The organism is Pseudomonas sp. Marseille-Q7302 (assembly GCF_965111925.1).
On sequence record NZ_CBCOPK010000001.1, the window covers coordinates 23840 to 46350 of the forward strand.

The 22511-nt window shown below is 67.4% G+C and carries 22 protein-coding genes; 9 read left to right on the forward strand and 13 right to left on the reverse strand.

The genetic code is table 11. The features are described 5' to 3' along the window. Window positions 1-34: 34 nt before the first annotated feature. The 11 genes from ACWPW1_RS00125 to ACWPW1_RS00175 all read right to left on the reverse strand — a co-directional run bounded on the left by ACWPW1_RS00125 (window position 35) and on the right by ACWPW1_RS00175 (window position 9208). Window positions 35-583: a DUF3299 domain-containing protein gene (locus ACWPW1_RS00125; RefSeq protein ID WP_434775327.1), complete on the reverse strand. Its 549-nt coding sequence runs from the start codon at window positions 581-583 to the stop codon at window positions 35-37. A gap of 166 nt (window positions 584-749) precedes the next feature. Next, on the reverse strand, window positions 750-998 hold the full coding sequence (locus ACWPW1_RS00130) for a GlsB/YeaQ/YmgE family stress response membrane protein (protein ID WP_007160058.1): 249 nt from the start codon (window positions 996-998) through the stop codon (window positions 750-752). Window positions 999-1126: 128 nt separating this feature from the next. Beyond that, window positions 1127-2209, reverse strand: a complete 1083-nt coding sequence (locus tag ACWPW1_RS00135) for a 5-(carboxyamino)imidazole ribonucleotide synthase (RefSeq protein WP_454252223.1) — start codon at window positions 2207-2209, stop codon at window positions 1127-1129. Next, a complete protein-coding gene (gene purE / locus ACWPW1_RS00140; RefSeq protein ID WP_007160060.1) occupies window positions 2206-2700 on the reverse strand; it encodes a 5-(carboxyamino)imidazole ribonucleotide mutase in 495 nt (164 codons plus the stop codon). Before purE ends, ACWPW1_RS00135 begins: the two co-directional genes overlap by 4 nt. A gap of 278 nt (window positions 2701-2978) precedes the next feature. Next, window positions 2979-3899: a dihydrodipicolinate synthase family protein gene (locus ACWPW1_RS00145; protein ID WP_454252224.1), complete on the reverse strand. Its 921-nt coding sequence runs from the start codon at window positions 3897-3899 to the stop codon at window positions 2979-2981. Further along, the gene (locus tag ACWPW1_RS00150; protein ID WP_434775330.1) at window positions 3896-4687 is read right to left on the reverse strand and encodes a helix-turn-helix domain-containing protein; all 792 of its coding nucleotides are present in this window, start codon (window positions 4685-4687) and stop codon (window positions 3896-3898) included. The genes ACWPW1_RS00145 and ACWPW1_RS00150 overlap by 4 nt, the downstream gene beginning before the upstream one ends. After that, window positions 4684-5919: an FAD-dependent oxidoreductase gene (locus tag ACWPW1_RS00155; RefSeq protein WP_454252225.1), complete on the reverse strand. Its 1236-nt coding sequence runs from the start codon at window positions 5917-5919 to the stop codon at window positions 4684-4686. The genes ACWPW1_RS00150 and ACWPW1_RS00155 overlap by 4 nt, the downstream gene beginning before the upstream one ends. Next, window positions 5916-6152: a (2Fe-2S)-binding protein gene (locus tag ACWPW1_RS00160; RefSeq protein ID WP_434775332.1), complete on the reverse strand. Its 237-nt coding sequence runs from the start codon at window positions 6150-6152 to the stop codon at window positions 5916-5918. Before ACWPW1_RS00160 ends, ACWPW1_RS00155 begins: the two co-directional genes overlap by 4 nt. Next, window positions 6146-7261, reverse strand: coding sequence for an NAD(P)/FAD-dependent oxidoreductase (locus tag ACWPW1_RS00165; protein ID WP_454252226.1), 1116 nt, complete (start codon window positions 7259-7261; stop codon window positions 6146-6148). The genes ACWPW1_RS00160 and ACWPW1_RS00165 overlap by 7 nt, the downstream gene beginning before the upstream one ends. Then, complete coding sequence (locus tag ACWPW1_RS00170) at window positions 7258-8196, reverse strand: 4-hydroxyproline epimerase (RefSeq protein ID WP_434775334.1); 939 nt, start codon at window positions 8194-8196, stop codon at window positions 7258-7260. Before ACWPW1_RS00170 ends, ACWPW1_RS00165 begins: the two co-directional genes overlap by 4 nt. Before the next feature lie 106 nt (window positions 8197-8302). Further along, the gene (locus ACWPW1_RS00175; RefSeq protein WP_059316971.1) at window positions 8303-9208 is read right to left on the reverse strand and encodes a LysR substrate-binding domain-containing protein; all 906 of its coding nucleotides are present in this window, start codon (window positions 9206-9208) and stop codon (window positions 8303-8305) included. Window positions 9209-9362: 154 nt separating this feature from the next. Here ACWPW1_RS00175 and aspA point away from each other — a divergent pair, with 154 nt between their 5' ends. The 6 genes from aspA to ACWPW1_RS00205 all read left to right on the forward strand — a co-directional run bounded on the left by aspA (window position 9363) and on the right by ACWPW1_RS00205 (window position 15937). After that, on the forward strand, window positions 9363-10796 hold the full coding sequence (aspA, locus tag ACWPW1_RS00180; RefSeq protein ID WP_059316752.1) for an aspartate ammonia-lyase: 1434 nt from the start codon (window positions 9363-9365) through the stop codon (window positions 10794-10796). Between the two features lie 99 nt (window positions 10797-10895). Next, on the forward strand, window positions 10896-11897 hold the full coding sequence (locus ACWPW1_RS00185) for an AraC family transcriptional regulator (RefSeq protein ID WP_454252227.1): 1002 nt from the start codon (window positions 10896-10898) through the stop codon (window positions 11895-11897). A 45-nt stretch (window positions 11898-11942) separates the two neighbouring features. Next, a complete protein-coding gene (locus ACWPW1_RS00190; RefSeq protein ID WP_454252228.1) occupies window positions 11943-12302 on the forward strand; it encodes a cupin domain-containing protein in 360 nt (119 codons plus the stop codon). A gap of 123 nt (window positions 12303-12425) precedes the next feature. Next, a complete protein-coding gene (locus tag ACWPW1_RS00195) occupies window positions 12426-13457 on the forward strand; it encodes a histone deacetylase family protein (RefSeq protein WP_454252229.1) in 1032 nt (343 codons plus the stop codon). Between the two features lie 23 nt (window positions 13458-13480). After that, a complete protein-coding gene (locus tag ACWPW1_RS00200; RefSeq protein ID WP_257704948.1) occupies window positions 13481-14581 on the forward strand; it encodes a polyamine ABC transporter substrate-binding protein in 1101 nt (366 codons plus the stop codon). A 144-nt stretch (window positions 14582-14725) separates the two neighbouring features. After that, the gene (locus ACWPW1_RS00205; protein WP_454252230.1) at window positions 14726-15937 is read left to right on the forward strand and encodes a diguanylate cyclase domain-containing protein; all 1212 of its coding nucleotides are present in this window, start codon (window positions 14726-14728) and stop codon (window positions 15935-15937) included. Here the strand turns inward: ACWPW1_RS00205 and ACWPW1_RS00210 are convergent. Then, entirely contained in the window at window positions 15929-16717 is a 789-nt protein-coding gene (locus ACWPW1_RS00210; RefSeq protein ID WP_271653444.1) for a helix-turn-helix domain-containing protein, read from the reverse strand. The genes ACWPW1_RS00205 and ACWPW1_RS00210 overlap by 9 nt on opposite strands. Window positions 16718-16993: 276 nt before the next feature. On the opposite strand from ACWPW1_RS00210, the gene ACWPW1_RS00215 reads away from it, so the two are divergent. Both ACWPW1_RS00215 and ACWPW1_RS00220 read left to right on the forward strand, forming a co-directional pair. Beyond that, complete coding sequence (locus ACWPW1_RS00215) at window positions 16994-18448, forward strand: alanine/glycine:cation symporter family protein (RefSeq protein WP_454252231.1); 1455 nt, start codon at window positions 16994-16996, stop codon at window positions 18446-18448. A gap of 161 nt (window positions 18449-18609) precedes the next feature. Next, complete coding sequence (locus tag ACWPW1_RS00220; RefSeq protein ID WP_454252232.1) at window positions 18610-19593, forward strand: asparaginase; 984 nt, start codon at window positions 18610-18612, stop codon at window positions 19591-19593. Window positions 19594-20181: 588 nt separating this feature from the next. Here the strand turns inward: ACWPW1_RS00220 and ACWPW1_RS00225 are convergent. After that, window positions 20182-21084, reverse strand: a complete 903-nt coding sequence (locus ACWPW1_RS00225; protein WP_059316761.1) for a D-hexose-6-phosphate mutarotase — start codon at window positions 21082-21084, stop codon at window positions 20182-20184. A 169-nt stretch (window positions 21085-21253) separates the two neighbouring features. On the opposite strand from ACWPW1_RS00225, the gene ampC reads away from it, so the two are divergent. Next, on the forward strand, window positions 21254-22414 hold the full coding sequence (ampC, locus tag ACWPW1_RS00230; protein ID WP_454252233.1) for a class C beta-lactamase: 1161 nt from the start codon (window positions 21254-21256) through the stop codon (window positions 22412-22414). Window positions 22415-22511: the final 97 nt, after the last annotated feature.

Consider the following 22511-nt stretch of genomic DNA (forward strand, 5'->3'; position numbering starts at 1 on the left):
TGTGATTGGTAGGAGAGATGGTATCTACGGGTTGTTACAGGTCGCTTTCCTCGACCTTGCGGACCTTGCTGGCGTCCAGGGTATAGGACGCTTCGGCCAGGTCGTTATCGACCGACTCGGTGTGCAGGGTGCCTATGACCCAGTAGGGCTCATAGATGTCCGGTAGCGGCACGCCCTTGGGGTAGCGCACCAGCACGATCTGGTTCGGCGGGGGCGGTGGCACATGGATGCAGGCGCCCGGATAGGGCACCAGGAAGAACTCGCGGAAATTGCCCTTGGCGTTGGTCTCCAGGGGCACCGGAAAACCACCCAGGCGCACGTTCTTGCCATTCAGGGCGGCCACGGTGCGGGTGGAGTGCATCACCTCGGGCAGGCCATTGTCTTTCTGCTTGAGCCCGCCCGGCGAGCCGAAGCCGCCCGGCGCCTCCGGGCTGTTGTGAGTGATCTCGGGCATGGTCTCCAGGGCCCGACGATCTTCCGCGGTGAGCAGGTCCAGCCAGTTGGTTTCGGGCGGTTCGCCCTTGGCGGCGTGAGTCAGCAAGGGCAGGCTGGCGAGCAGCAGGGTGATGAGCAGTCTGGGCATGGTCGGCAGGCTAGGCGCAAAAGTCCGAGTGTGCGGCGCGGCGGCCTAGGGGTCCAGACCCACGACCGCCAACCAGAGCCTCTTCCATAAAAAAGCCCCCGGGTCGACGGGCGACTCCGAGGGCTGAAAACTGTGTAGCTAGGCTTCGCCGAGGCGAAGCGGCGTCTTAGCGACGCTTGGTCACCATTCCGTAGATGAACAGCACGATGATGGCACCGACCACGGCACCAATGAAGCCTGCGCCTTCACCGGCACGGTAGATGCCCAGTGCCTGGCCCAGGTAGGTGGCGACCACGGAGCCGACGATGCCCAGAATGATGGTCATGATCCAGCCCATGCTGTCGTCGCCCGGCTTCAGAAAGCGGGCAACCAGGCCGACGATGAGACCGATGATGATGGTTGCGATGATACCCATGTGAAGAATCCCCTGTTTAAGTGCTGGTAAGACAACGCCGGTCAGCAGGCGTCGTTGTACTCTCCGACCACCGGTGGTCCGCTGAGGTTCAGGGGAAAACGGCTTCCGTGCACGGAAGCCGTTTGGCATCAGTCCTGGATCAGGGCTTCCAGGGCGGCGATGCGGGTCTGCAGGGTCGCGGCGTCAGCACTGCGCAGGGTGGCGTGACCGACCTTGCGCCCGGCCTTGAAGGCCTTGCCGTAATGGTGCAGGTGGCAGTCTTCCAAGGCGGTGACGGCCGCTACCGGCGGCACCGAACCGATGAAGTTGACCATGGCGCTCTCGCCGACCTTGGCGGTGGAGCCCAGCGGCAGGCCGGCCACGGCGCGCAGGTGGTTCTCGAACTGGCTGCACTCGGCGCCTTCGATGGTCCAGTGCCCGGAGTTGTGCACGCGCGGCGCGATCTCGTTGGCTTTCAAGCCACCCTCGACCTCGAAGAACTCGAAAGCCAGCACGCCGACATAGTCGAGCTGCTCCAGCACGCGGCGGGCATAGTCTTCGGCCAGGGCCTGCAGCGGGTGGTCGGAACTGGCCACCGACAGGCGCAGGATGCCGCTTTCGTGGGTGTTGTGTACCAGCGGATAGCAGGCCACCTCGCCGTCACGACCGCGCACGGTTACCAGGGAGACCTCACCGGTGAAGGACACGAAGCCTTCCAGCAGCAGGGGGACGCTGCCCAGTTCGGCAAAGGCGCCGGCGACGTCTTCCGGTTGGCGCAGGACCTTCTGGCCCTTGCCGTCGTAGCCTAGGGTACGGGTCTTGAGCACTGCCGGCAGGCCGATACGGGCCACGGCGGCGTCCAGGTCGGCCTGGGACAGGACATCGGCGAACGCGGGCGTAGGAATGCCCAGGTCGCGGAACATGGACTTTTCGAACAGGCGGTCGCGGGCGATGCGCAGGGCTTCGGCCGATGGATAGACCGGTACGAACTGCGAGAGGAAGGCCACGGTTTCAGCCGGGACGCTCTCGAACTCGAAGGTCACCAGATCGACTTCATCGGCCAACTGGCGCAGGTGATCCTGGTCGCCGTAGTCGGCGCGCAGGTGTTCACCCAGGGCAGCGGCGCAGGCATCCGGCGCCGGGTCGAGAAACGCGAAGTTCATGCCCAGCGGCGTGCCGGCCAGGGCGAGCATGCGGCCCAGCTGGCCGCCACCGATGACACCGATCTTCATGCCTGCTCCCTCGGATCGGGATTGTCCAGCACGGTACGGGTCTGCTCGTCACGGAAGGCGTTCAGCCGCTCGTGGTACTCGGGATACTTGCCACCGAGGATGCTGGCGGACAGCAGCGCGGCGTTGATGGCGCCGGCCTTACCGATGGCCAGGGTGGCGACCGGTACACCGGCGGGCATCTGCACGATGGACAGCAGGGAGTCGACGCCCGAGAGCATGGACGACTGCACGGGCACGCCCAGCACCGGCAGGTGGGTCTTGGCGGCGCACATGCCCGGCAGGTGGGCGGCGCCACCGGCACCGGCGATGATCACCTCGATACCGCGACCGGCAGCCTCTTCGGCGTACTGGAACAGCAGGTCGGGGGTGCGGTGGGCGGAGACCACCTTCACTTCGTGGGGAATGCCCAGCTTGTCCAGCATGTCGGCGGTGTGGCTCAGGGTGGACCAGTCGGACTTGGAGCCCATGATCACGCCTACGAGTGCGCTCATCGTCGTGCCTCTGAAATGAAGAAGCCACGCGGCGGACGTGGCTTGGGAAATGAGCGGCACAGTATAGACGAAAGCGGGGCGGAGAGTGCTCCTGCACCGGGTATCGCCTGTCGGTTGGAGGACAGGACGTGGCGCTCATGGGATGGGGGTGGTTTGGGACGAGAGGTGCGGGTTAGATGCCTGGACGCTTGAGGTGGAATCGCCCTGAAAAGCGCCCTCACCCCAGCCCTCTCCCGCAAGCGGGAGAGGGGGCGGATCGGCTCAGGTGGAAGTCGGCCTCAGATCCCCACGTCCGGCAGCTGCGGACGGGTTTCCAGGGCCTTGGCCATCAGGCGTTCTACGAAGGCGCGATCCGCGTCGGGCAGGGCCAGGCGGGGTGGGCGGGTCAGGGCGCGGCCGCGGCCGGCGAGTTCTTCGCAGAGCTTGATGCACTGCACCAGGTCCGGACGGGCGTCCAGGTGCAGCAGCGGCATGAACCACTCGTAGAGCGGCATGGCGTCGGCGAAGCGGCCGGCCTTGGCCAGGCGGAAGATGGTTTCGCCTTCGGTGGGGAAGATGTTGGACATGCCCGAGACCCAGCCTTCGGCGCCCACGGCGATGCTTTCCAGCACCACGTCGTCGAGGCCGGCGAAAAGCACGAAGCGGTCGCCTACTTCGTTGCGCACGTCGATGAAGCGGCGGGTGTCGCCGGAGGAATCCTTGAAGCAGACGATGTTGTCGACGTCGGCCAGGGAGATGAGGATGTCCGGGGTGACGTCGTTCTTATAGATCGGCGGGTTGTTGTAGACCATCAGTGGCAGGTCGAGGGCGCTGGCCACGCTGCGGAAATGGGCGGCGGTCTCGTGGGGCTTGGCCGAGTAGACCAGGGCCGGCATGAGCATGATGCCGTCGGCGCCGGCGCGACCTACAGCCTGGGCGGTGCGGGTGGCGTTGAGGCTGGTGAATTCGGCCACGCCACAGATCACCGGCACGCGGCCAGCGGCGGCGTCCTTGGCGACCTCCACCAGGGCGATCTTCTCTTCCAGGGTCAGGGAGGTGTTCTCGCCCACGGTGCCGCACATCACCAGACCGGAGACGCCATCGCGCACCAGGTTGCTGATCACGCCATGGGTCTGGTCCAGATTGACCGAGAAGTCATCGTTGAATTGGGTGGTGACGGCGGGAAAGACGCCGCTCCAGTTGACGCGGGGAGTGCTCATGCAGGGGTTTCCTCCAGACGCAGACGGGGCTTGAGAGAGTCGCGGTATTGCCGGGGCGACAGGCCGGTGAGACGGCGAAACTGGCGGCTGAAGGCGCTGTGGTCGGTATAGCCACAGGCCAGGGCCACTTCGGTGACGGGCAGATCGCGGGCCAGCAGGCGCGAGGCGGCGTCGAGCCGGGCCTTGTGTAGCAGTTGCTGGGGCGTGAGGCGCAGGATGCGTTTGCACTGGCGTTCGAGCTGGGAGACCGACAGGCCCACCCGCTGACTCAGTTCGCCCACCGAAAGCGGCTGGGCATAGTGCTCGCGCAGATAGCGATCAACCTCGGCCACCTTGGCGTGGGCCGGATGATCGGCGGCCGGTGCCTGCAGGTCGTGGGAGATGCCCGCCATACCCATGAGGCGGCCCTGGGCATCGTGCAACGGCAGCTTGCGGGTCAGGCACCAGCCGGGGGTACGGCCGGCATAGAGGTGCAGCTCCAGCTGGTCGTCCAGCGCCAGGCCTTCGCGCAGCACACGGCGATCCTGTTCGGCGTAGGCGCCACCCAGGGGGGCGGGAAAGACTTCCTCGGCGGTCTTGCCGAGCAGTTCGCTGACGTCTTCAAAGCCGCAGCGCTGGGCCAGGGTCAGGTTGACCAGCACATAGCGCGCTTCAAGATCCTTGACGAAGAACACCACGCCGGGAATGGCATCGAGCAGCGGCGCCACCAGGCTCAGGCTGGCGAGCAGCGCGGGCAGATCGGCGGGCCGGGCGCGGCTCAGGGCGTCCAGGTGGGCAGCGGCGTTCATCTCTCGTCCTCGGTCAGGGCCAGCAGGCTGTCGATACGGGTGGGTTGCAGCGGAAAGCGCGGTGCGGGCGGCGTCCAGCCCAGCAACACCCGGGTCGCCTGACCACAGATGCGACCCTGGCAGGCACCCATGCCGCAACGACTGCACAGCTTGGCCTGGGTCCAGTCGCCATGACCAACCAGAGCACCCAGCGCGACGTCCTCGCAGCGGCAGACCAGGGTATCCGGCTGGGCCAGACGGGCAATGGCGGGATTCAAGGCAAAGGTGCGGGCCAGCTGGGCGGCGAAGCGACGCCAGGGGCGTGCCTCCGGTTGCACGGCGCGGGCAGCGTCGAGCTGGCTGGTGGCGACCAGGCCGGCGATCCGCCCGGTGACCTGGGCCAATTCGTTGCCGCCGATGCCGGTGCATTCGCCAGCGGCCAGGATGTGTGGCTGGCTGGTGCGCTGGTGTTCATCTACCGCCACCGCGCCGTCCAGGGTGGCGCAGCCTAGGCTTTGGGCCAGTTCCACGTTGGGCACCAGGCCATAACCACAGGCCAGGCGATCGCAGGCTATCTCCCAGCGACGCTCGCCCTGGCGCAGGCGAACGGCTTCGAGGTGATCGGTGCCAAGCGCGGCCTCGACCCAGGTACCCGGCCGATAGCGGGGGGTGGCTAACGTAAGCGCCTGACGCAGCTTGTTCGGCCAGCGCCAGAGTCCCAGGCCGAAGTCGAGCACGGCATGGCGTCCGGCCTGTTCAGCGACCAGGGCGATGCGGGCACCCGCCTGACGCGCCGTGGCGGCACTGGCCAGCAGCAGCGGACCGGTGCCGGCGACGACGATGCGCTCATCGGCGACTTCAACGCCACCCTTGATCAACGCTTGCAGGCCGCCGGCGCCGGTCACGCCAGGCAGGGTCCAGCCGGGAAACGGCAGCAGCAGTTCGCGGGCGCCGGTGCAGAGGATGAGCGTTTCGAACGCCAGGGTACGACTGCCACTGGCGTCTTCCAGCAGCAACTGGCGCGGCCCCAGAACCGCCGCGACCCGGGTGCCACTCAGTAGCGTCACGTCGGCCGGCAAGCTGCCGACCTCGGCCGCAACCTGCCCGACTCTGGCACGCCAGATCTGGCCGCCGGGCAAGGGATTGTCGTCCAGCAGCACCAGGTTCAGGCCGCGGCCACTGGCCGCGCGGGCAGCGGCGAGACCGGCCGGACCGGCGCCGATGATGAGCAGATCGCAGCTCGCGCTATTCATGACAGGCGCTCCACCTGCATGCCGTCCCGGCAGGAGGTCTGGCACGCCAGCCGGCGCACGCCATCGACCTGCACCCGGCATTCCTGGCAGATGCCCATGCCGCAGAAAGGCGCTCGGGCCTCCCCGGTCACCGAACGGCGTGCGGCGGGGTTGCCGCTCTTGGCCAGGGCGGCGGTGAGCAGACTGCCAGGGCGGACCTCCAGGCGCTCGCCATCGATGAACAGGGTCAGCATGCCTGGCTCCTCGGGGCGGTCGTGAAACGTGCCGGTGCGAAGGGTTCCACGTGGAACGTCGAAGGCTCGCCGAACAGCCCATTGGCGATGGCTTCGGCGGTGGCCGGCGCGGTAGTGACGCCCAGGCCTTCGTGGCCGACCGCCAGCCATAGACCGGGCTGGTCGGGATGAGCGCCGATCAGCGGCAGGCCGTCGGGGCTGGCGGCGCGCTGGCCGGTCCAGCCGCGGATCAGCGAGGCATGGGTCAGACCCGGCAGGAAGTCCAGGGCGCGACGCAGCAGCTGACCGACCACCGCGGGTTCCACGGCCATATCCGGGCGCTCGAATTGCCGCGACGAACCAATCAGCAACTGCCCCGTGGGCCGTGGCTGGACGTTGAAGGCCACCGAGGCGCCGCTGCTGGCGTGAGCGCTGGCACCGTAACCAATCTCCACCAACTGGTGGCGGACCTGCTCGGGATAGCGGTCGGTGATCAGCAGATGGCCTTTCTTGGGTACCAATGGCAGATCCGGACAGAGACTGGCGGCCTGCAGGCCGGCGGCGAGCACCACGGCATCGGCGGTCAGCCAGCGACCATCGTCCAGTCGCACGCGCCGGCCTTCGACGGCAGTCACCCGGGCGCGCTGGAATTCGATCAGCGGCGAGCGCTGCAGCAACCAGGCGGCGACTACCGGGGCATAGAGCAGGCCATCGCCAGGCACCTCCAGGCTGCCGGCTAGGGCGGTCAGTGCCGGTTCGGCGGCGGCGGTCGCCGCAGCGTCGAGCGGCTGGCTGGCGACGCCCTGGGCGTCCAGGCGCTGACGTTTCTCTTCGATCAGATCCAGTTCGGCGGCGTCGCGGGCCAGCCAGAGGGTGCCGCAGTTGCGGTAGTCGGCGGCGCCCGGCAACTGGGGCACCAGCTCACGCCAGAGTGCCAGGGAACGGGCGCTCAAGGTCAGTTCGGCGGGGTCGTCGTCCATCACCACCAGGTGGCCCATGCCAGCGGCGGAGGCGCCGGGCAGGCCGGCGTCCAGCACCCGCACGCGACAGCCCCGCGCCGCCAGGGCCGCGGCGCAGCTGGCACCGACGATGCCGCCGCCGACGACGAGGACGTCCGCCACCTTCTTCACCCCGGAATGCCCCAGGCGAAGGGATCGTCCTCGGCCAGCAGCAGGGTCGCCTCGGCCATGACGTGGGCACGCCCACGGATCACTGGCAGGATGCGGCCCTCGTCGCTTGGCTGGTAATGGGCCTCAAAACGACTGCCGATGACGCTGGCCTGATGCCAGACGGCGCCGGGTTCGAGATCGCCGTCCGCCGCCAGGCACGCCAGCTTGGCGCTGGTGCCGGTGCCGCAGGGCGAGCGGTCATAGGCGCGGCCCGGGCAGAGCACATAGCTGCGGCTGTCGGCGCCATCCGGGTCATCGGCAAAGAGTTCGATGTGATCGATATGGCCGCCCTGCTCGCCGGTGATCCCCGCGGCCTCCAGGGCGCCGCGCAGGGCCAGGCTGAAGGTGAGCAACTCTTCAAGGTTATCGGCGGCGACGCGCTGGCCGTGATCGGCACAGAGGAAGAACCAGTTGCCACCCCAGGCGATATCGCCAGTGACCGGGCCGTGACCGGGAATATCTACCTGCACGCCCTGGCGGTAACGATAGGCCGGGACATTACGCACGCTGACGCTGCCATCGTCGTGCAGGGTGGCGGTCACCTCTCCTACTGGGGTTTCGATCAGATGATCGCCAGGGCCGATCCGGCCAAGATGGGCCAGGGAGACGACCAGGCCGATGGTACCGTGGCCGCACATACCCAGATAGCCGACCTCATTGAAGAACACCACGCCAGCGCTGGCGGCAGGAGATACCGGCTCACAGAGCAAGGCGCCGACCAGCACCTCGTTGCCGCGCGGTTCGCGCATGCAGGCCCGCCGAAAGGCGTCATGCTCCCCGGCCAGCAGGGTGCGGCGCTCGGCCATGCTGCCCTGGCCGAGATCGGGAAAACCGTTCAGCACCAGGCGGGTGGGTTCACCGCCAGTATGGGAGTCGATGACGCGGATGCGCTGCATGGCTGACCTCCGTGAGAGAGGCTCCAGTGTCGCGCAGACAGGCGCAAAAGGCTTGCAGGACGTCGGCTAGCTAAAAGCCGATATCAGCATAATCGCCTGCCGTCTATCAGCCGCCATGGCTTTGACTTTCCAGATGTCGCCAGACCTGCTGCACCAGCCGCTTGCGCAACAGGGCACAGCGGTAGAGGCGGATCTCCAGGCCGACCTGCCAGGCGGCGTCGCCACACACGGCCAGTTCGCCCCGGGCCAGCTCCGCCGCCACCGACAACTGCGGCACCCAGGCCACGCCCAGGCCCTGCAGGGCCATGGTCTTGAGGCTGTCGGCCATGGCGGTTTCGTAGAGGGTCACGGCGCGCAGCTTGCGCTGGCGCAGGAGCAGATTCACCGAGCGACCGAGAAAGGCACCCGCGCTGTAGGCCAGCAGCGGCACGCTGCTCTGCCCGTCCAGCTGGAACATGGGGCGGCCCTCGCCATCGGTGGCGCAGACCGGCAGCATGGCGGTGTGCGCCAGGTGCAGCGAAGGAAACAGCTCCGGGTCCATCTGCAGGGCGGCGTCGGGATCGTGGAAGGCCAGCATCAGGTCGCAGGCGCCGTCACGCAGGGCGTGGATGGCATCGCCGACGTTGGTAGCCACCAGGCGACTGGCCAGCGCCAGACCCTGGCCACGCAGCCCGGCGATCCACTGCGGGAAGAAGCCCAGGGCCAGGGAGTGGGCGGCGGCGAACTGCAGCACCTCGCCCTGCCCGCCTTCCAGGTGATGCAGATGGCGCACCGTCTCGCCCAGTTGCTCCACCACGCTGCGCGCCGTGACCAGAAACAGCTGGCCGGCCTCGGTAAGGCTGATCGGGGTGTGGGATCTGTCCACCAGGGTCAGGCCGACGCTTTCCTCCAGGGCGCGGATGCGCCGGCTGAAGGCGGGCTGGGTGACGAAACGCTTTTCGGCGGCCTGGGAAAAACTGTAGGTGGCCGCCAGGGCCACGAAGTCTTCCAGCCATTTGAATTCGATGTTCATGGCGCCCATACGTCTTCGGATCTCGTGAGGTCACAACCAAAGTTATGCCGATCCGGCATGAGGCTTGGCGGATCGGCATTGGCCGAGATCGGCTGGCAGGCCTAGATTCTAAGGCATCGCGGCGCCCGCCGCTCGATCGAAGCCTAACGCTATCATGTCCAACTCTGCATCACCCGTTCGCCTCGAAAAAGATCTCCTCGGTACCCTCGACGTCCCTGCCGATGCCTACTACGGCATCCAGACCCTGCGCGCCGTACAGAACTTCCGCCTCTCCGGCGTGCCCCTTGGTCACTACCCCAAGCTGGTGGTGGCCCTGGCCATGGTCAAGCAGGCGGCGGCCGACGCCAACCACCGGCTCGGCCACCTGCCGAGCGAGAAGCACCAAGCGATCGTTGACGCCTGCTCGCGCATCATTCGCGGCGAATTCCACGACCAGTTCGTGGTGGACATGATCCAGGGCGGGGCCGGCACCTCGACCAACATGAACGCCAACGAGGTGATCGCCAACGTGGCGCTGGAGCTGCTCGGCCACGCCAAGGGCGAGTATCGCCACCTGCACCCGAACAACGACGTCAACATGGCGCAGTCGACCAACGACGCCTACCCCACCGCCATTCGCCTGGGCCTGCTGCTCGGCCATGACGCCCTGCTCGCCAGCCTGGACAGCCTGATCACCGCCTTCGCCGCCAAGGGCGTGGAATTCGCCGAGGTGCTGAAGATGGGTCGCACCCAGCTGCAGGACGCGGTGCCCATGACCCTCGGCCAGGAATTCCATGCCTTCGCCACCACCCTGGGCGAAGACCTGGCGCGGCTGAAAAGCCTGGCGCCGGAGCTGCTCACCGAGGTCAACCTGGGCGGCACCGCCATCGGCACCGGCATCAACGCCGACCCCGGCTACCAGCTGCTGGCCGTACAGCGCCTGGCGGAAATCAGCGGCCAGCCGCTGACCCCGGCCGCCGACCTCATCGAGGCCACCTCGGACATGGGCGCCTTCGTGCTGTTCTCCGGCATGCTCAAGCGCACCGCGGTGAAGCTGTCGAAGATCTGCAACGACCTGCGCCTGCTCTCCAGCGGTCCGCGCACCGGCATCAACGAGATCAACCTGCCGCCGCGCCAGCCGGGCAGCTCCATCATGCCGGGCAAGGTCAACCCGGTGATCCCCGAGGCGGTCAACCAGGTGGCCTTCGAAATCATTGGCAACGACCTGGCGCTGACCCTGGCGGCCGAGGGCGGCCAGCTGCAGCTCAACGTCATGGAGCCCCTGATCGCCTACAAGATCTTCGATTCCATCCGCCTGCTGCAGCGCGCCATGGACATGCTGCGCGAGCACTGCATCACCGGCATCACCGCCAACGTCGAGCACTGCCGCCGCCAGGTGGAGCACTCCATCGGCCTGGTCACCGCGCTCAACCCCTACCTGGGCTACGAGACTTCCACGCGCATCGCCAAGACGGCGCTGGAAACCGGTCGCGGCGTACTGGAGCTGGTGCGCGAGGAAAACCTGCTGGACGAGGCGACCCTGGACGACATCCTGCGCCCGGAAAACATGATCGCCCCGCGGTTGGTGCCCCTGAAGGCCAAGGTCTGAGCCTCGCACGCCAGACCTGAGCGGTAACCGACGGCAACTCCCCGCGAGCGCGGTATCCTTCTTGCTTGGAAGGCTGCCACCGCTCCGGGGAGTTTTCACATGCGTCAGTCCGGTCTGATCAATCTCAACCTGGTATCCCTGGTCCTCCAGCAACTGGCGGCCGACACGCCTGCCCGGGCGGCACCGCTGCTGGCTGGTAGCGGCCTGCAGCTGGACGACCTCGAACAGCCCCATCGCCTCATCACCCTGGCCCAGGAACAGCGGGTCATCGCCAACGCACTGCCCGTCGCGCCGCCCGAACTGGGGCTGCTACTGGGCTGGCGGCTGCGCGTCTCCGGCTACGGCCTGCTCGGTTATGCCCTGCTCAGTGCCCCGACCCTGGGCGCGGCCCTGCAAGCGGCCCTGGCCCACCAGGGCCTGCTCGGCGCCTATTTCACCCTGCGCCTGGAGCGCCATGGCGACCTGGCCTGGCTCAGGGCCGACGACCATCCCTTCGCGCGAGAACTGGAACGCTGCAACGCCGAGTGCTGCCTGGCCTCGCTGCGGGCAATTTGCTGCGACCTCCTGGGTACGCCTCTACCCCTGGTGCAGGTGGCTTTTCGGCACCCCGAGCCGACCTATCGCGAGCGCTATGACGATTGCTTCGGCGCCACGCCCCTGGCCTTCGGAGCCGCCTTCAACGGCCTGGCCTTTCCCATTGCCTGGCTGGAGCGCGGCCTGCCGCTGGCCGATCCGGTGACCCATCGCGACGCCCTGGAGCAGTGCGGCCGGCTGGCCCCCGAGCAGGATCGCCAGCGCGCCCTGCTCGCCCGCATCCGCACCCTGCTGGGCGCCGACCTGGCTGCACCGCCCTCCTTCGAGGCCCTGGCCGGCCACCTCGGCATGGCGCCGCGCAGCCTGCGCCGACACCTGCAGGCGGGCGGCAGCGGCTATCAGCAACTGCTCGACGAACTGCGCTTCGAACGGGCACGTGATCTGCTGGCCCAGGAGCGCCTGCCCATCTATCGCATCGCCGAGGTGATGGGCTTCAGCGAAACCGCCAGCTTCCGCCATGCCTTTCGCCGCTGGAGTGGGCAATCGCCACGGGGTTATCGGCTCTAGCGGCTGGCGTATGCTGGCGGTTCCTGCACACCGAGAGGCTCTGCCATGCCAGCCCTGCACCTGCTCGCCGAACGCGGCCAACCTACCGATCAATACCGGCTGCCGGCGGAAAAGCGCCTGGCAGGCGATCCGCTACAGAGCCTGTGGCTCGACTACGAGGATGCCAGTGGCGTCTTCGCCGTCGGCCATTGGCACAGCGAGGTGGGCAAGTGGCGGGTGAACTACACCGAGGAGGAGTATTGCCAGGTCCTCGAAGGCCTGAGCCTGGTCACCGATGACCAGGGCCGCACTACCCGCCTGGGGCCGGGCAGCACCTTCGTCGTGCCGCGTGGTTTCCAGGGCACTTGGGAGGTCGTGGAGCCGACGCTGAAGCGGTTCGTGGTCTACGAAGCCAAGGGCAGCTGACATCTCTTGTGACGGCGCAAGGTGAGAAACTGGCCGGATCTATCCCCTTTTGGCCGCTGCGCCTCTCGTCGCGAGGCGCCGGGCTAGCAAGAATCAGGAGAGAACCCGCCGCCCGGAGTCACCATGCGCATCCACCACAGTCCCGATCACGCCCTGCACCATGGTCGCTGCGAATTGATCGACGGCCAGCTGCAGCCCTGTTTCGAAAAGCCCCAGCGCGTCGAATTTATCCTCGCCGAGTGTCACCGCCGGCAGCTCGGTGAGGTGGTGGCGCCCAGGGACTTTGGCCGGGCACCCCTGGCGCGTGTCCACAGCGAGGCCTATCTCGACTTTCTCGCCGGTGCCTGGGACGAATGGGCCGCCGGGGGCGAGACCGTGGATCTGCTGCCCTATACCTGGCCCGCACGCACCCTGCGGCAGGTGCTGCCGCCCACCAGCCTGCATGGGCGTCTGGGCTACTACAGCTTCGACGGCGGCGCGCCCATCACCGCTGGTACCTGGCAGGCCGCCTACAGCGCCGCCCAGGTGGCCCTGAGCGCCGGTGCCGAGGTTGCCGCGGGCACGCGCAGCGCCTTCGCCCTCTGCCGCCCACCGGGTCACCATGCCGCCGCCGATGTCATGGGCGGCTACTGCTACCTGAACAACGCCGCCATCGCCGCCCAGGCCGCCCTCGACGGCGGCGCGCGGCGGGTCGCCATCCTCGATGTCGACTACCACCACGGCAACGGTACCCAGGACATCTTCTATGCCCGCGACGATGTCCTGTTTCTCTCGCTACACGGTGATCCGGGCTTCGAATTCCCCTTCTTCCTTGGCTATGCCGACGAGACCGGCACCGGCGCGGGCCAGGGCTTCAACCTCAACCTGCCGCTGCCCGCCGGCAGCGCCTGGGACAGCTGGAGCGCCGCGCTGGAGGTGGCCCTGACGCGACTCCAGAGCTATGCCCCGGACCTGCTGCTGGTCTCCCTGGGCGTGGATACCTTCAAGGCCGATCCCATTTCCCAATTCAAGCTGGAGAGCGACGACTACCTGCGCCTGGGCGAACGCCTGGCACGGCTCGGCCTGCCGACCCTGTTCGTCATGGAGGGCGGTTACGCCGTGGCGGAGATCGGCATCAATACGGTGAACGTCCTGGCCGCCTTCGACGGCGCCTGATCCCTATCGCGAGGAATCCGACCATGCACAGCCTCTTGCGTCCGCTCACCGCTCTGCTGGGCAGCGCCCTGCTCGCCAGCGCCGTCCAGGCCGCCGATCCCGGCGAACTGCGGGTCTACAACTGGGCCGACTACATCCTGCCCGAGACGCCCAAGGACTTCGCCAAGCAGACCGGCATTCGCGTCACCTGGGATACCTTCGACAGCAACGAGTCGCTGGAAGCCAAGCTGCTGACCGGGCGCTCCGGCTACGACCTGGTGATCCCTTCCAACCAGTTCCTGGAAACCCAGATCAAGGCCGGGGTGTTCCAGAAGCTGGACAAGACCAAGCTGCCCAACTGGCAGAATCTCGATCCCGAGTTGCTCAAGCTGCTGGAGGTCAACGATCCGGGTAACCAGTACGGCGTGCCCTACATGTACGGCACCATCCTCATCGGCTTCAATCCGGCCAAGGTCAAGGCGGCGCTGGGCGCGGACGCGCCGGTGGACAGCTGGGACCTGGTGTTCAAGCCGGAGAACATGGCCAAGCTCAAGAGCTGCGGCGTGGCCATGCTGGATTCGCCCTCGGATATCCTGCCGGTGGTACTGCACTACCTGGGCCTGGACCCCAACAGCGCCAACGCCAAGGACTACGAGAAGGCCACGGCGCTGATGCTGAAGATCCGTCCCTACATGGCCTACTTCAACTCCACCAAGTACATGACCGATATCGCCAACGGCGACATCTGCGTGGCGGTGGGCTATTCGGGCAGCTTCTACCAGTTCGGCAACCGCGCCAAGGAAGCCGGCAACGGCGTGGTGGTGGACTGGCGCCTGCCGCGTGAGGGTGCGCCCATCTGGTTCGACACCTGGGCCATTCCGGCCAGCGCCGCCAACGTCGACCAGGCCCATGCCTTCATCAACTACCTGCTCGAACCGAAGGTGATCGCCGGGATCAGCGACTACCTCGGCTATCCCAACGCCAACAAGCCGGGCATGCCGCTGGTGACGCCCACGATCCGCGACAACCACGACCTGGTGCCCACCCCGGAAATGCTCAAGAAGCTCTATGTGGTGCAGCCCCTGCCACAACCCATCGAGCGGGTCCGCACCCGTGCCTGGAGTCGCATCAAGGCCGGCAACTGAAGGTCGAGACGTCCATGACGGCCCGAATGGTAGCCAAGTGCTACCATTCGGCGGCTATACCCTCTTATCCGGGAACCCTCTATCGCGCTAAGGGACTTATTGTGCTGAAGTGACCTATCGGATTTTCCTGCCAGGTACGGCACCATGTCCCTCAGTCTTGCCCTCGCCCGAGCGCTGGCTCGCCCTTTCTGGGCCCTGCGCTTCGAGCCGATATTGGAACAGCATTACCAGCAGGACATCGCCCACCCACGCCGGCGCCACCTGCTCATCAGCCTGACGGTCGCCATCCTGGCCTACGCCAGCTTCTCGATCTGGGACTGGATCCTGATGACCGAGGCCTTCTGGGTCATCAGCCTGCTCAGTGCCCTGGTGGTGCTCGGCGGGGGCGTGACGCTCTTGGCCCTCAAACTGATGCCGGCCGAGCATCCGGCGCGCGAGTGGCTGGGCATCCTGCCGTGTCTGCTGGCCTATGCACCGCCGCTGTTCGACCTCCAGGCGAGCGATGTCGCGCATCGCGCCCTCTGGCTGGCCACCCTCCCCCTCATGACGCTGTTCACCAACAGCTGCATCGCCCCGCCCCTGCGGCAGGCGGCGGCACATAGCCTGTTCGCCCTGCTGACCATCGGCCTGGCCACCCAGATGCATGGTCTGCCCGCCGTGGAGGCTTCGCTGGTACTCACCCTGGCCGGCGCCACCGTGGTCTTTACCCTGCTCAACAGCTTCTGGATGGAAAGGGCCCGCCGGCAGGGCTATCTGCTGATCCTGCGTGATCGGTTGCGCAACGAAGAGCTGGCCGCCACCAACCGCGTTCTGGAACAGCAATCAGCCACGGACCCCCTCACCGGCGTGGCCAACCGCCGGGCCCTGATGCAGGCCCTTACCACCGCCCTGGCGCGTCCCCCGATCCGACCACTGCTCCTGCTGATGATCGATGTCGATCACTTCAAGGCCTTCAACGATCGCTATGGGCACCCGGCCGGCGATCGCTGCCTGCAGCAGGTCGCCACTGCCCTGGCCAGTGAATTGCGCGCCGGCGACTGCCTGGCCCGCTACGGTGGCGAGGAATTCGCCATCCTCTGCACGCCCACGCGCGAGGAAGATAGCGGCAAACTGGCCCAGCGCCTGCTGGAGGCGGTGCGTCGACTGGAGATTCCTCATCTCGGGCCCAACGCCGGTCCGCGGGTAACGGTGAGCATCGGCGGTGCCTGTGCCCGGCTGGACCACGACTGCGCCGAAACCTTTCTCGAAGCCGCCGACCGGCAGCTCTACTGGGCCAAGCAGGCAGGCCGTGACCAGGCGATCCTGGAAGACTGCAATCGATGCCAGACGCCGGTCGGTGATCTCCCGCTAGCCTAGCCGATAGACCCGGTCGACCAGGGTCGCGCTGGCCAGGCGCTGGCGCAGATCGTCGTCCAGGTGGGGGTCCTGCCAGTCGTAGAGACCGATGCGGCCATAGGCCTGGCCGCGCCGGGGGCGGGTGCCCAGGTACTCCCAGACCACCCGGGTGCAGGCCGGCTCGCGCCGATCGGAGGCGCTGACGCCCAACTTGAGGCCGTTGAGGCGGTCGATGCGATTGCGGGCGCTGGGCAACAGCACCGTCTGCGACAGCTCGTTGCCGGTGAGGGACTCGTAGTCGGTGAAGAACAGCCGGCTTTCCAGGCTCATGGCCAGGCCCAGGTAGCGAAAGCGTGCCTGGCTCGTGGCCTCGCCCTGACGACGCAGGCGTTCGAAACGCACATAGCGAAAGACGCCTTCCTCCTCGAACAGCCGCACCAGCCCACAGAGCACCACACCCGGGGTGGAGAGCGACGGATAGTATTCGTGGTAGTAGCCCTGGTAACGGGCCAAGCCTTCCTGGCGCTCGCCGAACAGGGCCAGCGCCTGCCCCGCCCACCCCGTCTCCTGGCTGACCGGTGCCCCCAGGCGCGCCGCGAATTGCCGTTGCGGCAGCTGCAGATCGCTGGCCGGCAGCCCGAAGAATTCCGCCAGTCGCTGCAGGTTGTAGGGCGACGGACGGCTCTGGCCGTTGAGGTAGCGATTGAACTGGGCACGGTTGATACCGACGGCGCGACAAACGGCGGCAATCGAGCGGTGGCGCTGGCAGAGCAGCTGCAAATTGGCGGAAAAATCGCTCATGAACCCTGCCCAAGCTTGACAGACGGCCGGAAAACTAGCATCAAGTCGCGCCATTTTGAAGCGAGGCGCGGAATTGTCCACGCCGGTGGGATAGCCGAACCTAGGCGGCCCGGTCCGTCTTACTGCCCGTTCCACCCGGACCGATCCGTCCCAGCGCCCCGTCCCGGTCGTCTCCCCACGACCGGGCACGGCGTCGGGAGCGGGATATTCCACAATAATAGCCCCAAGGCTTGCGAGCCGGCCTTGGAGCATCACTAGCATGCTCGAGGATTCTTCATGCACTACCTAGAAATGCTCAATGACTTCCTGTCCGGCCACGTACTCATCGTGCTGATCGTCGGCCTGGGCAGCTATTTCACCCTGCGCTCGCGATTCGTGCAGTTTCGTCATTTCCCGCACATGTTCACCGTGTTCAAGGATTCCCTGCGCAACAGCGGCGACGGCCTGAGCTCCTTCCAGGCACTGATGCTCAGCCTGGCCGGTCGCGTGGGTGCCGGCAACATCGCCGGCGTAGGCCTGGCCGTGACCCTGGGTGGCCCCGGCGCCGTGTTCTGGATGTGGGTGACCGCCCTGGTCGGCATGGCCAGCAGCTTCTTCGAGTGCACCCTGGCGCAGGTCTACAAGCGCGCCGATGGCGATGGTCTCTACATCGGTGGTCCGGCGTACTACATCCAGCACGGCCTCAACAAGCGCTGGATGGCGCTGATCTTCTCTGGCCTGCTGCTGGTGACCTACGGCTTCGCCTTCGTCGGCCTGCAGTCCTTCACCGTGACCCACTCGCTGGAAAACGCCTTCGGCCTGCCGGTGCAGTACACCGGGATCGCCCTGGCCATCCTGCTGGGCCTGGTGTTCATCGGTGGTATCAAGCGCATCGCCGCGGTCTCCGACATCCTGGTGCCGGTCAAGACCCTGGCCTACATCGCCGTCACCCTCTATGTGATCATCACCCAGATCGAGCTGGTGCCCGGCACCCTGATGACCATCGTCAAGAGCGCCTTCGGCCTGGAGCCGGCCTTCGCCGGTCTGCTGGGCGCCGCCATCACCATGGGCGTCAAGCGGGGCGTCTTCGCCAACGAAGCCGGCCTGGGCGCCGCGCCCAACGTCGCCGCCGTGGCCGCGGTCAAGCATCCGGCCGCCCAGGGCGTGGTACAGGCCTTCAGCGTCTTCCTCGACACCTTCGTCATCTGCACCTGTACCGCGCTGCTGATCCTGCTCTCCGGCTTCTATGCCCCGGGCTTCGACGGCGACGGCATCGTGCTGACCCAGAACTCCCTGGCCGCGGTGGTCGGTGACTGGGGCCGCATCTTCATCAGCGTCGCCCTGTCGCTGTTCGTCTTCACCTGCATCCTCTACAACATCTACCTGGGTGAAAACGGCCTGCGCTACCTGCTCGGCCGTGGCAAGGCCGTGCTGCTCGGCTATCGCGGCCTGGTGCTGGTGCTGATCTGCTGGGGCTCCATGCAGAACCTGACCACGGTGTTCGCCTTCGCCGACATCACCATGACCTGTCTGGCCTTCGTCAACCTGATCGCGCTGGCGATGCTGATCAAGGTCGGCATGCGCATCCTCAACGACTACGACGCCCAGCGCCGCGCCGGTGTCGATCAGCCGGTGTTCGATGCCGACCAGTTCCGCGACCTGGACCTGGATCGCCAGGCCTGGCCTTCGCTGGATCGTCTGGAAGACACCGTCGCCGAAGCCCGCGCCGCCCAGCCGCGCCAGGCGCACTGACCGCCGCAGCGGTCACGTTGGGCTTCGCTACGCTCAACCCAACCTACGGGTGACGTAGGTTGGGTTGAGGCGGCTCCATCGCCGAAGCCCAACGGCCCCGAACCATGATTCGCTTGTCTGCCCCCACCTCGCGTGGGGGCAGTCTTATCAGGAAGTCCCCCATGACCTCACCCTACCTGCACATCCTCTACACCGGCGGCACCATCGGCATGCAGGCGACCGCCGCCGGCCTGGCTCCGGCCGCCGGGTTCGAGGCGCGTATCGAAGCCCTGCTGGCCAGTCGCCCGGAACTGGGCGATCCGGCCTGGCGCCTGGAGGAACTGTTGCCGCTGATCGACAGCGCCAACATGACCCCCGCCGCCTGGGAGCGCATGGCCCAGGCCATCACCACCGCCGCCGCGGACCCGGCCTGTCGCGGCGTGCTAGTACTGCACGGTACCGATACCCTGGCCTACAGCGCCGCCGCCCTGGCCTTCCGCCTGCTGGGCCTGGCCATCCCGGTGCTGCTGACCGGCTCCATGCTGCCGGCCGGCGTGCCGGACAGCGATGCCGATGGCAACCTGGCCGACAGCTTCGCCGCCTTCGCCGGCGGGCTGGCGCCGGGCGTCCAGGTGCAATTCCATGAAGAGCGTCTACCCGCCGCGCGCTGCACCAAGCAGGCCAGCAGCGGCTGGAAGGCCTTCGTGGAAAGCGCACGGCCGCGCAGTGGCGACACCCTGGTGGCCGCGCCTGCGGCCCTGCGCTTCGACCAGCCGCGCCAGGCGGTACGGGTAGCGGTGCTGCCGCTGTTTCCGGGGGTCGATGGCGCCACCCTGCGCGGTCTGGCGGGCAGCGGCGTGCAGGGGCTGGTACTGGAATGCTACGGCAGCGGCACGGGCCCGGCCGACGACGCCGACTTCCTCGCCGCACTGGCCGAACTACGCGATGCCGGGGTACCGGTGGTCGCCCTCAGCCAGGGTGCCCGCGGCACGGTGGAACTGGGCACCTACGCCGCCGGCAGCGGCCTGGCCGACGCCGGGGTGATCTCCGGCCGCGGCATGACCCGCGAAGCCGCTCTGGGCAAGCTGCACAGCCTGCTCGGCTGCGGCCTGGATCGCGCGGCGGTAGCCGAGTGGATCGGGCGTAATCTGTGCGAGGAGCTGTAAGCGTCGGCTAGGTGCCGGCGGCTCCCTCACCCCGGCCCTCTCCCAGGGGGAGAGGGGGCGTTTGAGTAGGCTGCGTGCTAGCCCTGCGGCTGTCGATCCGACACCTCGGGAGCTTGAAGACGTAGCGACTCTTTCGCCGAAGCCCGACAGGGCGCGCTCGACCTGGGCCGCGTTGGGCTTCGCTCACGCTCAGCCCAACCTACGCCACCGCGGCCTGGATCGCGCGGCGGTGGCCGAGTGGATCGGGCGTAATCTGTGCGAGGAGCTGTAAGCGTCGGCCAGGTGCCGGCGGCTCCCTCACCCCGGCCCTCTCCCAGGGGGAGAGGGGGCGTTTGAGTAGGCTGCGTGCTAGCCCTGCGGCTGTCGATCCGACACCTCGCGAGCTTGAAGACGTAGGTTGGGCTAAGGCGACTCTTTCGCCGAAGCCCGACAGCGCGCGCTCGACCTGGGCCGCGTTGGGCTTCGCTCACGCTCAGCCCAACCTACGCCTGACAACCTCAGGCACCCCGCACCAAACTCCCCCTGAGCGCCCCCTCTCCCTCCGGGAGAGGGTCGGGGTGAGGGCTACCCCAGACGTCTGAACAACCCCTACAGCGCCTCGCGCCATAGGCTAACCGCCATCTCGGCCGAGGCACCCGGCGCTACGGTCAGGACATCGTCCATCACCCGGGCGGTCTCGATGCACAGCATGCCGGGCCAGGCGTCGTCGGCGAACTGGCTCAGGCGCGCGGCCTTGTCGATCCAGGGATTCCACAGCACGGCCGAATGGCTGTTGCGCGTCTCGACGAACAGTCGGCGCTGCCACTGCTGATCACGGATCGCCAGGCGCGCCGGCAGGCCGACATAGACCCGATCGGTCTCGGCGGTGATGGTCGGCTCGCCGTTCTGCCGCTTGCGGGTCCAGCCGTCCAGGCAGTCGTAGTAATCGGCATTGGCCAGGCCTTCGATACCCACCTCGCGTACGTCGCTCACGGCGAAATAGGTGTGCAGCGCCTGGCTCAGCACCAGCGGGTGATCCTCGAGGTTGCGCACGCTCAGGGTCAGCTCCAGGCGTTCGCCCACGCTCAGGCTCAGGGTCAGCTCGGTGGCATGGGGCCAGCCGGGCGTGGTCTCGGCGGAGGTGCGGTGGTGGAAGTCCAGGCGCACCCGATCGGTGTCCACTTCAACGCCACCGGCCTGCCAGGCTACCTGACGGGCCAGGCCGTGGGCCGGGGCGTCCTCGGTGGTGGTGCACATGGCCTGGACCTCGGCCGGATTCTTCAGCAGGTCGCCGAACCAGGGCCAGCAGACCGGGATGCCGCCACGGATCGGCGTACCGGGCTCGAACACGGCTTCCGGGTTGCCCCAGACGATGTCCGGTTCGCCGTCGAAACCGTAGCGCAGCACATGGGCGCCCTGGCAGGCCACCAGGGCTTCGGCCTGACCGACGCGGATACGCCAGACGGGCAATTGGCCCAGTTGGATCTGTTCGACGAGGGGGGCAGCGGACATGGGATGACTCCTGGAAAAGGTGAGAGGCGACTGTAGTCCAGTCGAGGACCGGGCTCCAGCCAGCCATGGACAGCGTCGGCGGCAAAATCTCGCGGCGTTGCCCGGTTCTCATGTCCGCAGGCCAGGCTCGGCTAGACTCCAGGCCCCTTACCTCAGGAAATGTCTGGCCATGTCGGGTATCCCTCGCGTTCACCGCTCTTGCGGCTTTGTCCTGGGGCTGGCATTGCCGATCCTCGCCCAGGCCGCGCCCAGCCTCGACGACGAGGTACGTACTGCCGCCCGCGCGGTAATGGCCGAGCAGGACGTCCCCGGCCTGGCGATAGGCGTCAGCGCGCCAGGGCTGCGCCGGCTCTACTACTTCGGCGTGGCCGACCGCCGCAGCGAGCGGCCGGTGGACGCCGCCACCCTGTTCGAGATCGGCTCCCTGAGCAAGACCTACACCGCCACCCTGGGTGGCTACGCGGCCGCGACCGGCCGCCTGCGGCTGGACGAGTCCGCCGCTCAGGTCCGCCCGGCCCTGGCCGGCAGCGCCATCGGTCAGGCCAGCCTGCTGCAGCTGGCCACCTACAGCGCTGGCGGACTGCCCCTGCAGTTTCCCGACGCCATCACCACCGAAGCCCAGGCGACAGGCTTCTATCGCGACTTCCAGCCACCCTTCCCCGTTGGCAGCCGCCGTCTCTATTCCAATCCCAGTATCGGCCTGTTCGGCGCCCTGGCCGCCCAGCGCCTCGATGAACCCTTCGCCACCGCCCTGCAGCGCCACGTACTGACGCCCCTGGGGCTCAGTCACACCTATCTGCAGGTACCGGCGGCGGCGCAGGACCATTACGCCTGGGGCCACGGCAAGAAAGGCGAGCCGCTGCGGGTCAATCCCGGCGTCTATGCCGAAGAGGCCTATGGCATCAAGACCACCGCGGGTGACCTGCTTGGGTTCGTCGAGGCGAACCTGGACCCCAGCCGCCTGCCGACTGCCTTAGCCAAGGCGATCACCACCACCCAGCAGGGCTACTACCGCAGCGGCCCCATGACCCAGGGCCTGACGTGGGAGGCCTACCCCTATCCGCTACCCAAGACCCAGCTACTGGCCGGCAATACCCCGGCGATGGCGCTGGAGCCGCAGCCGGTGGATTGGCAATGGCCACCGCTACCAGCGAGCGGCGCCCGGTTGCTGAACAAGACCGGCTCCACCAACGGCTTCGGCGCCTATGCGCTGTTCATCCAGGAGCGCCAGCTCGGCCTGGTGATCCTGGCCAACCGCAATTATCCGATTTCCGCCCGGATCGAGGCGGCCTGGCGGATCTTGCAGAAGCTCGATGGCGGAGTGCCGTAAGCGAACGTGTTGTCGCGGCCATGGCGCTCCGCCGAGGCCGTCGTAGGTTGGGCTGAGCGCAGCGAAGCCGAACATCGTCGCGGGACCCAGGCGATGT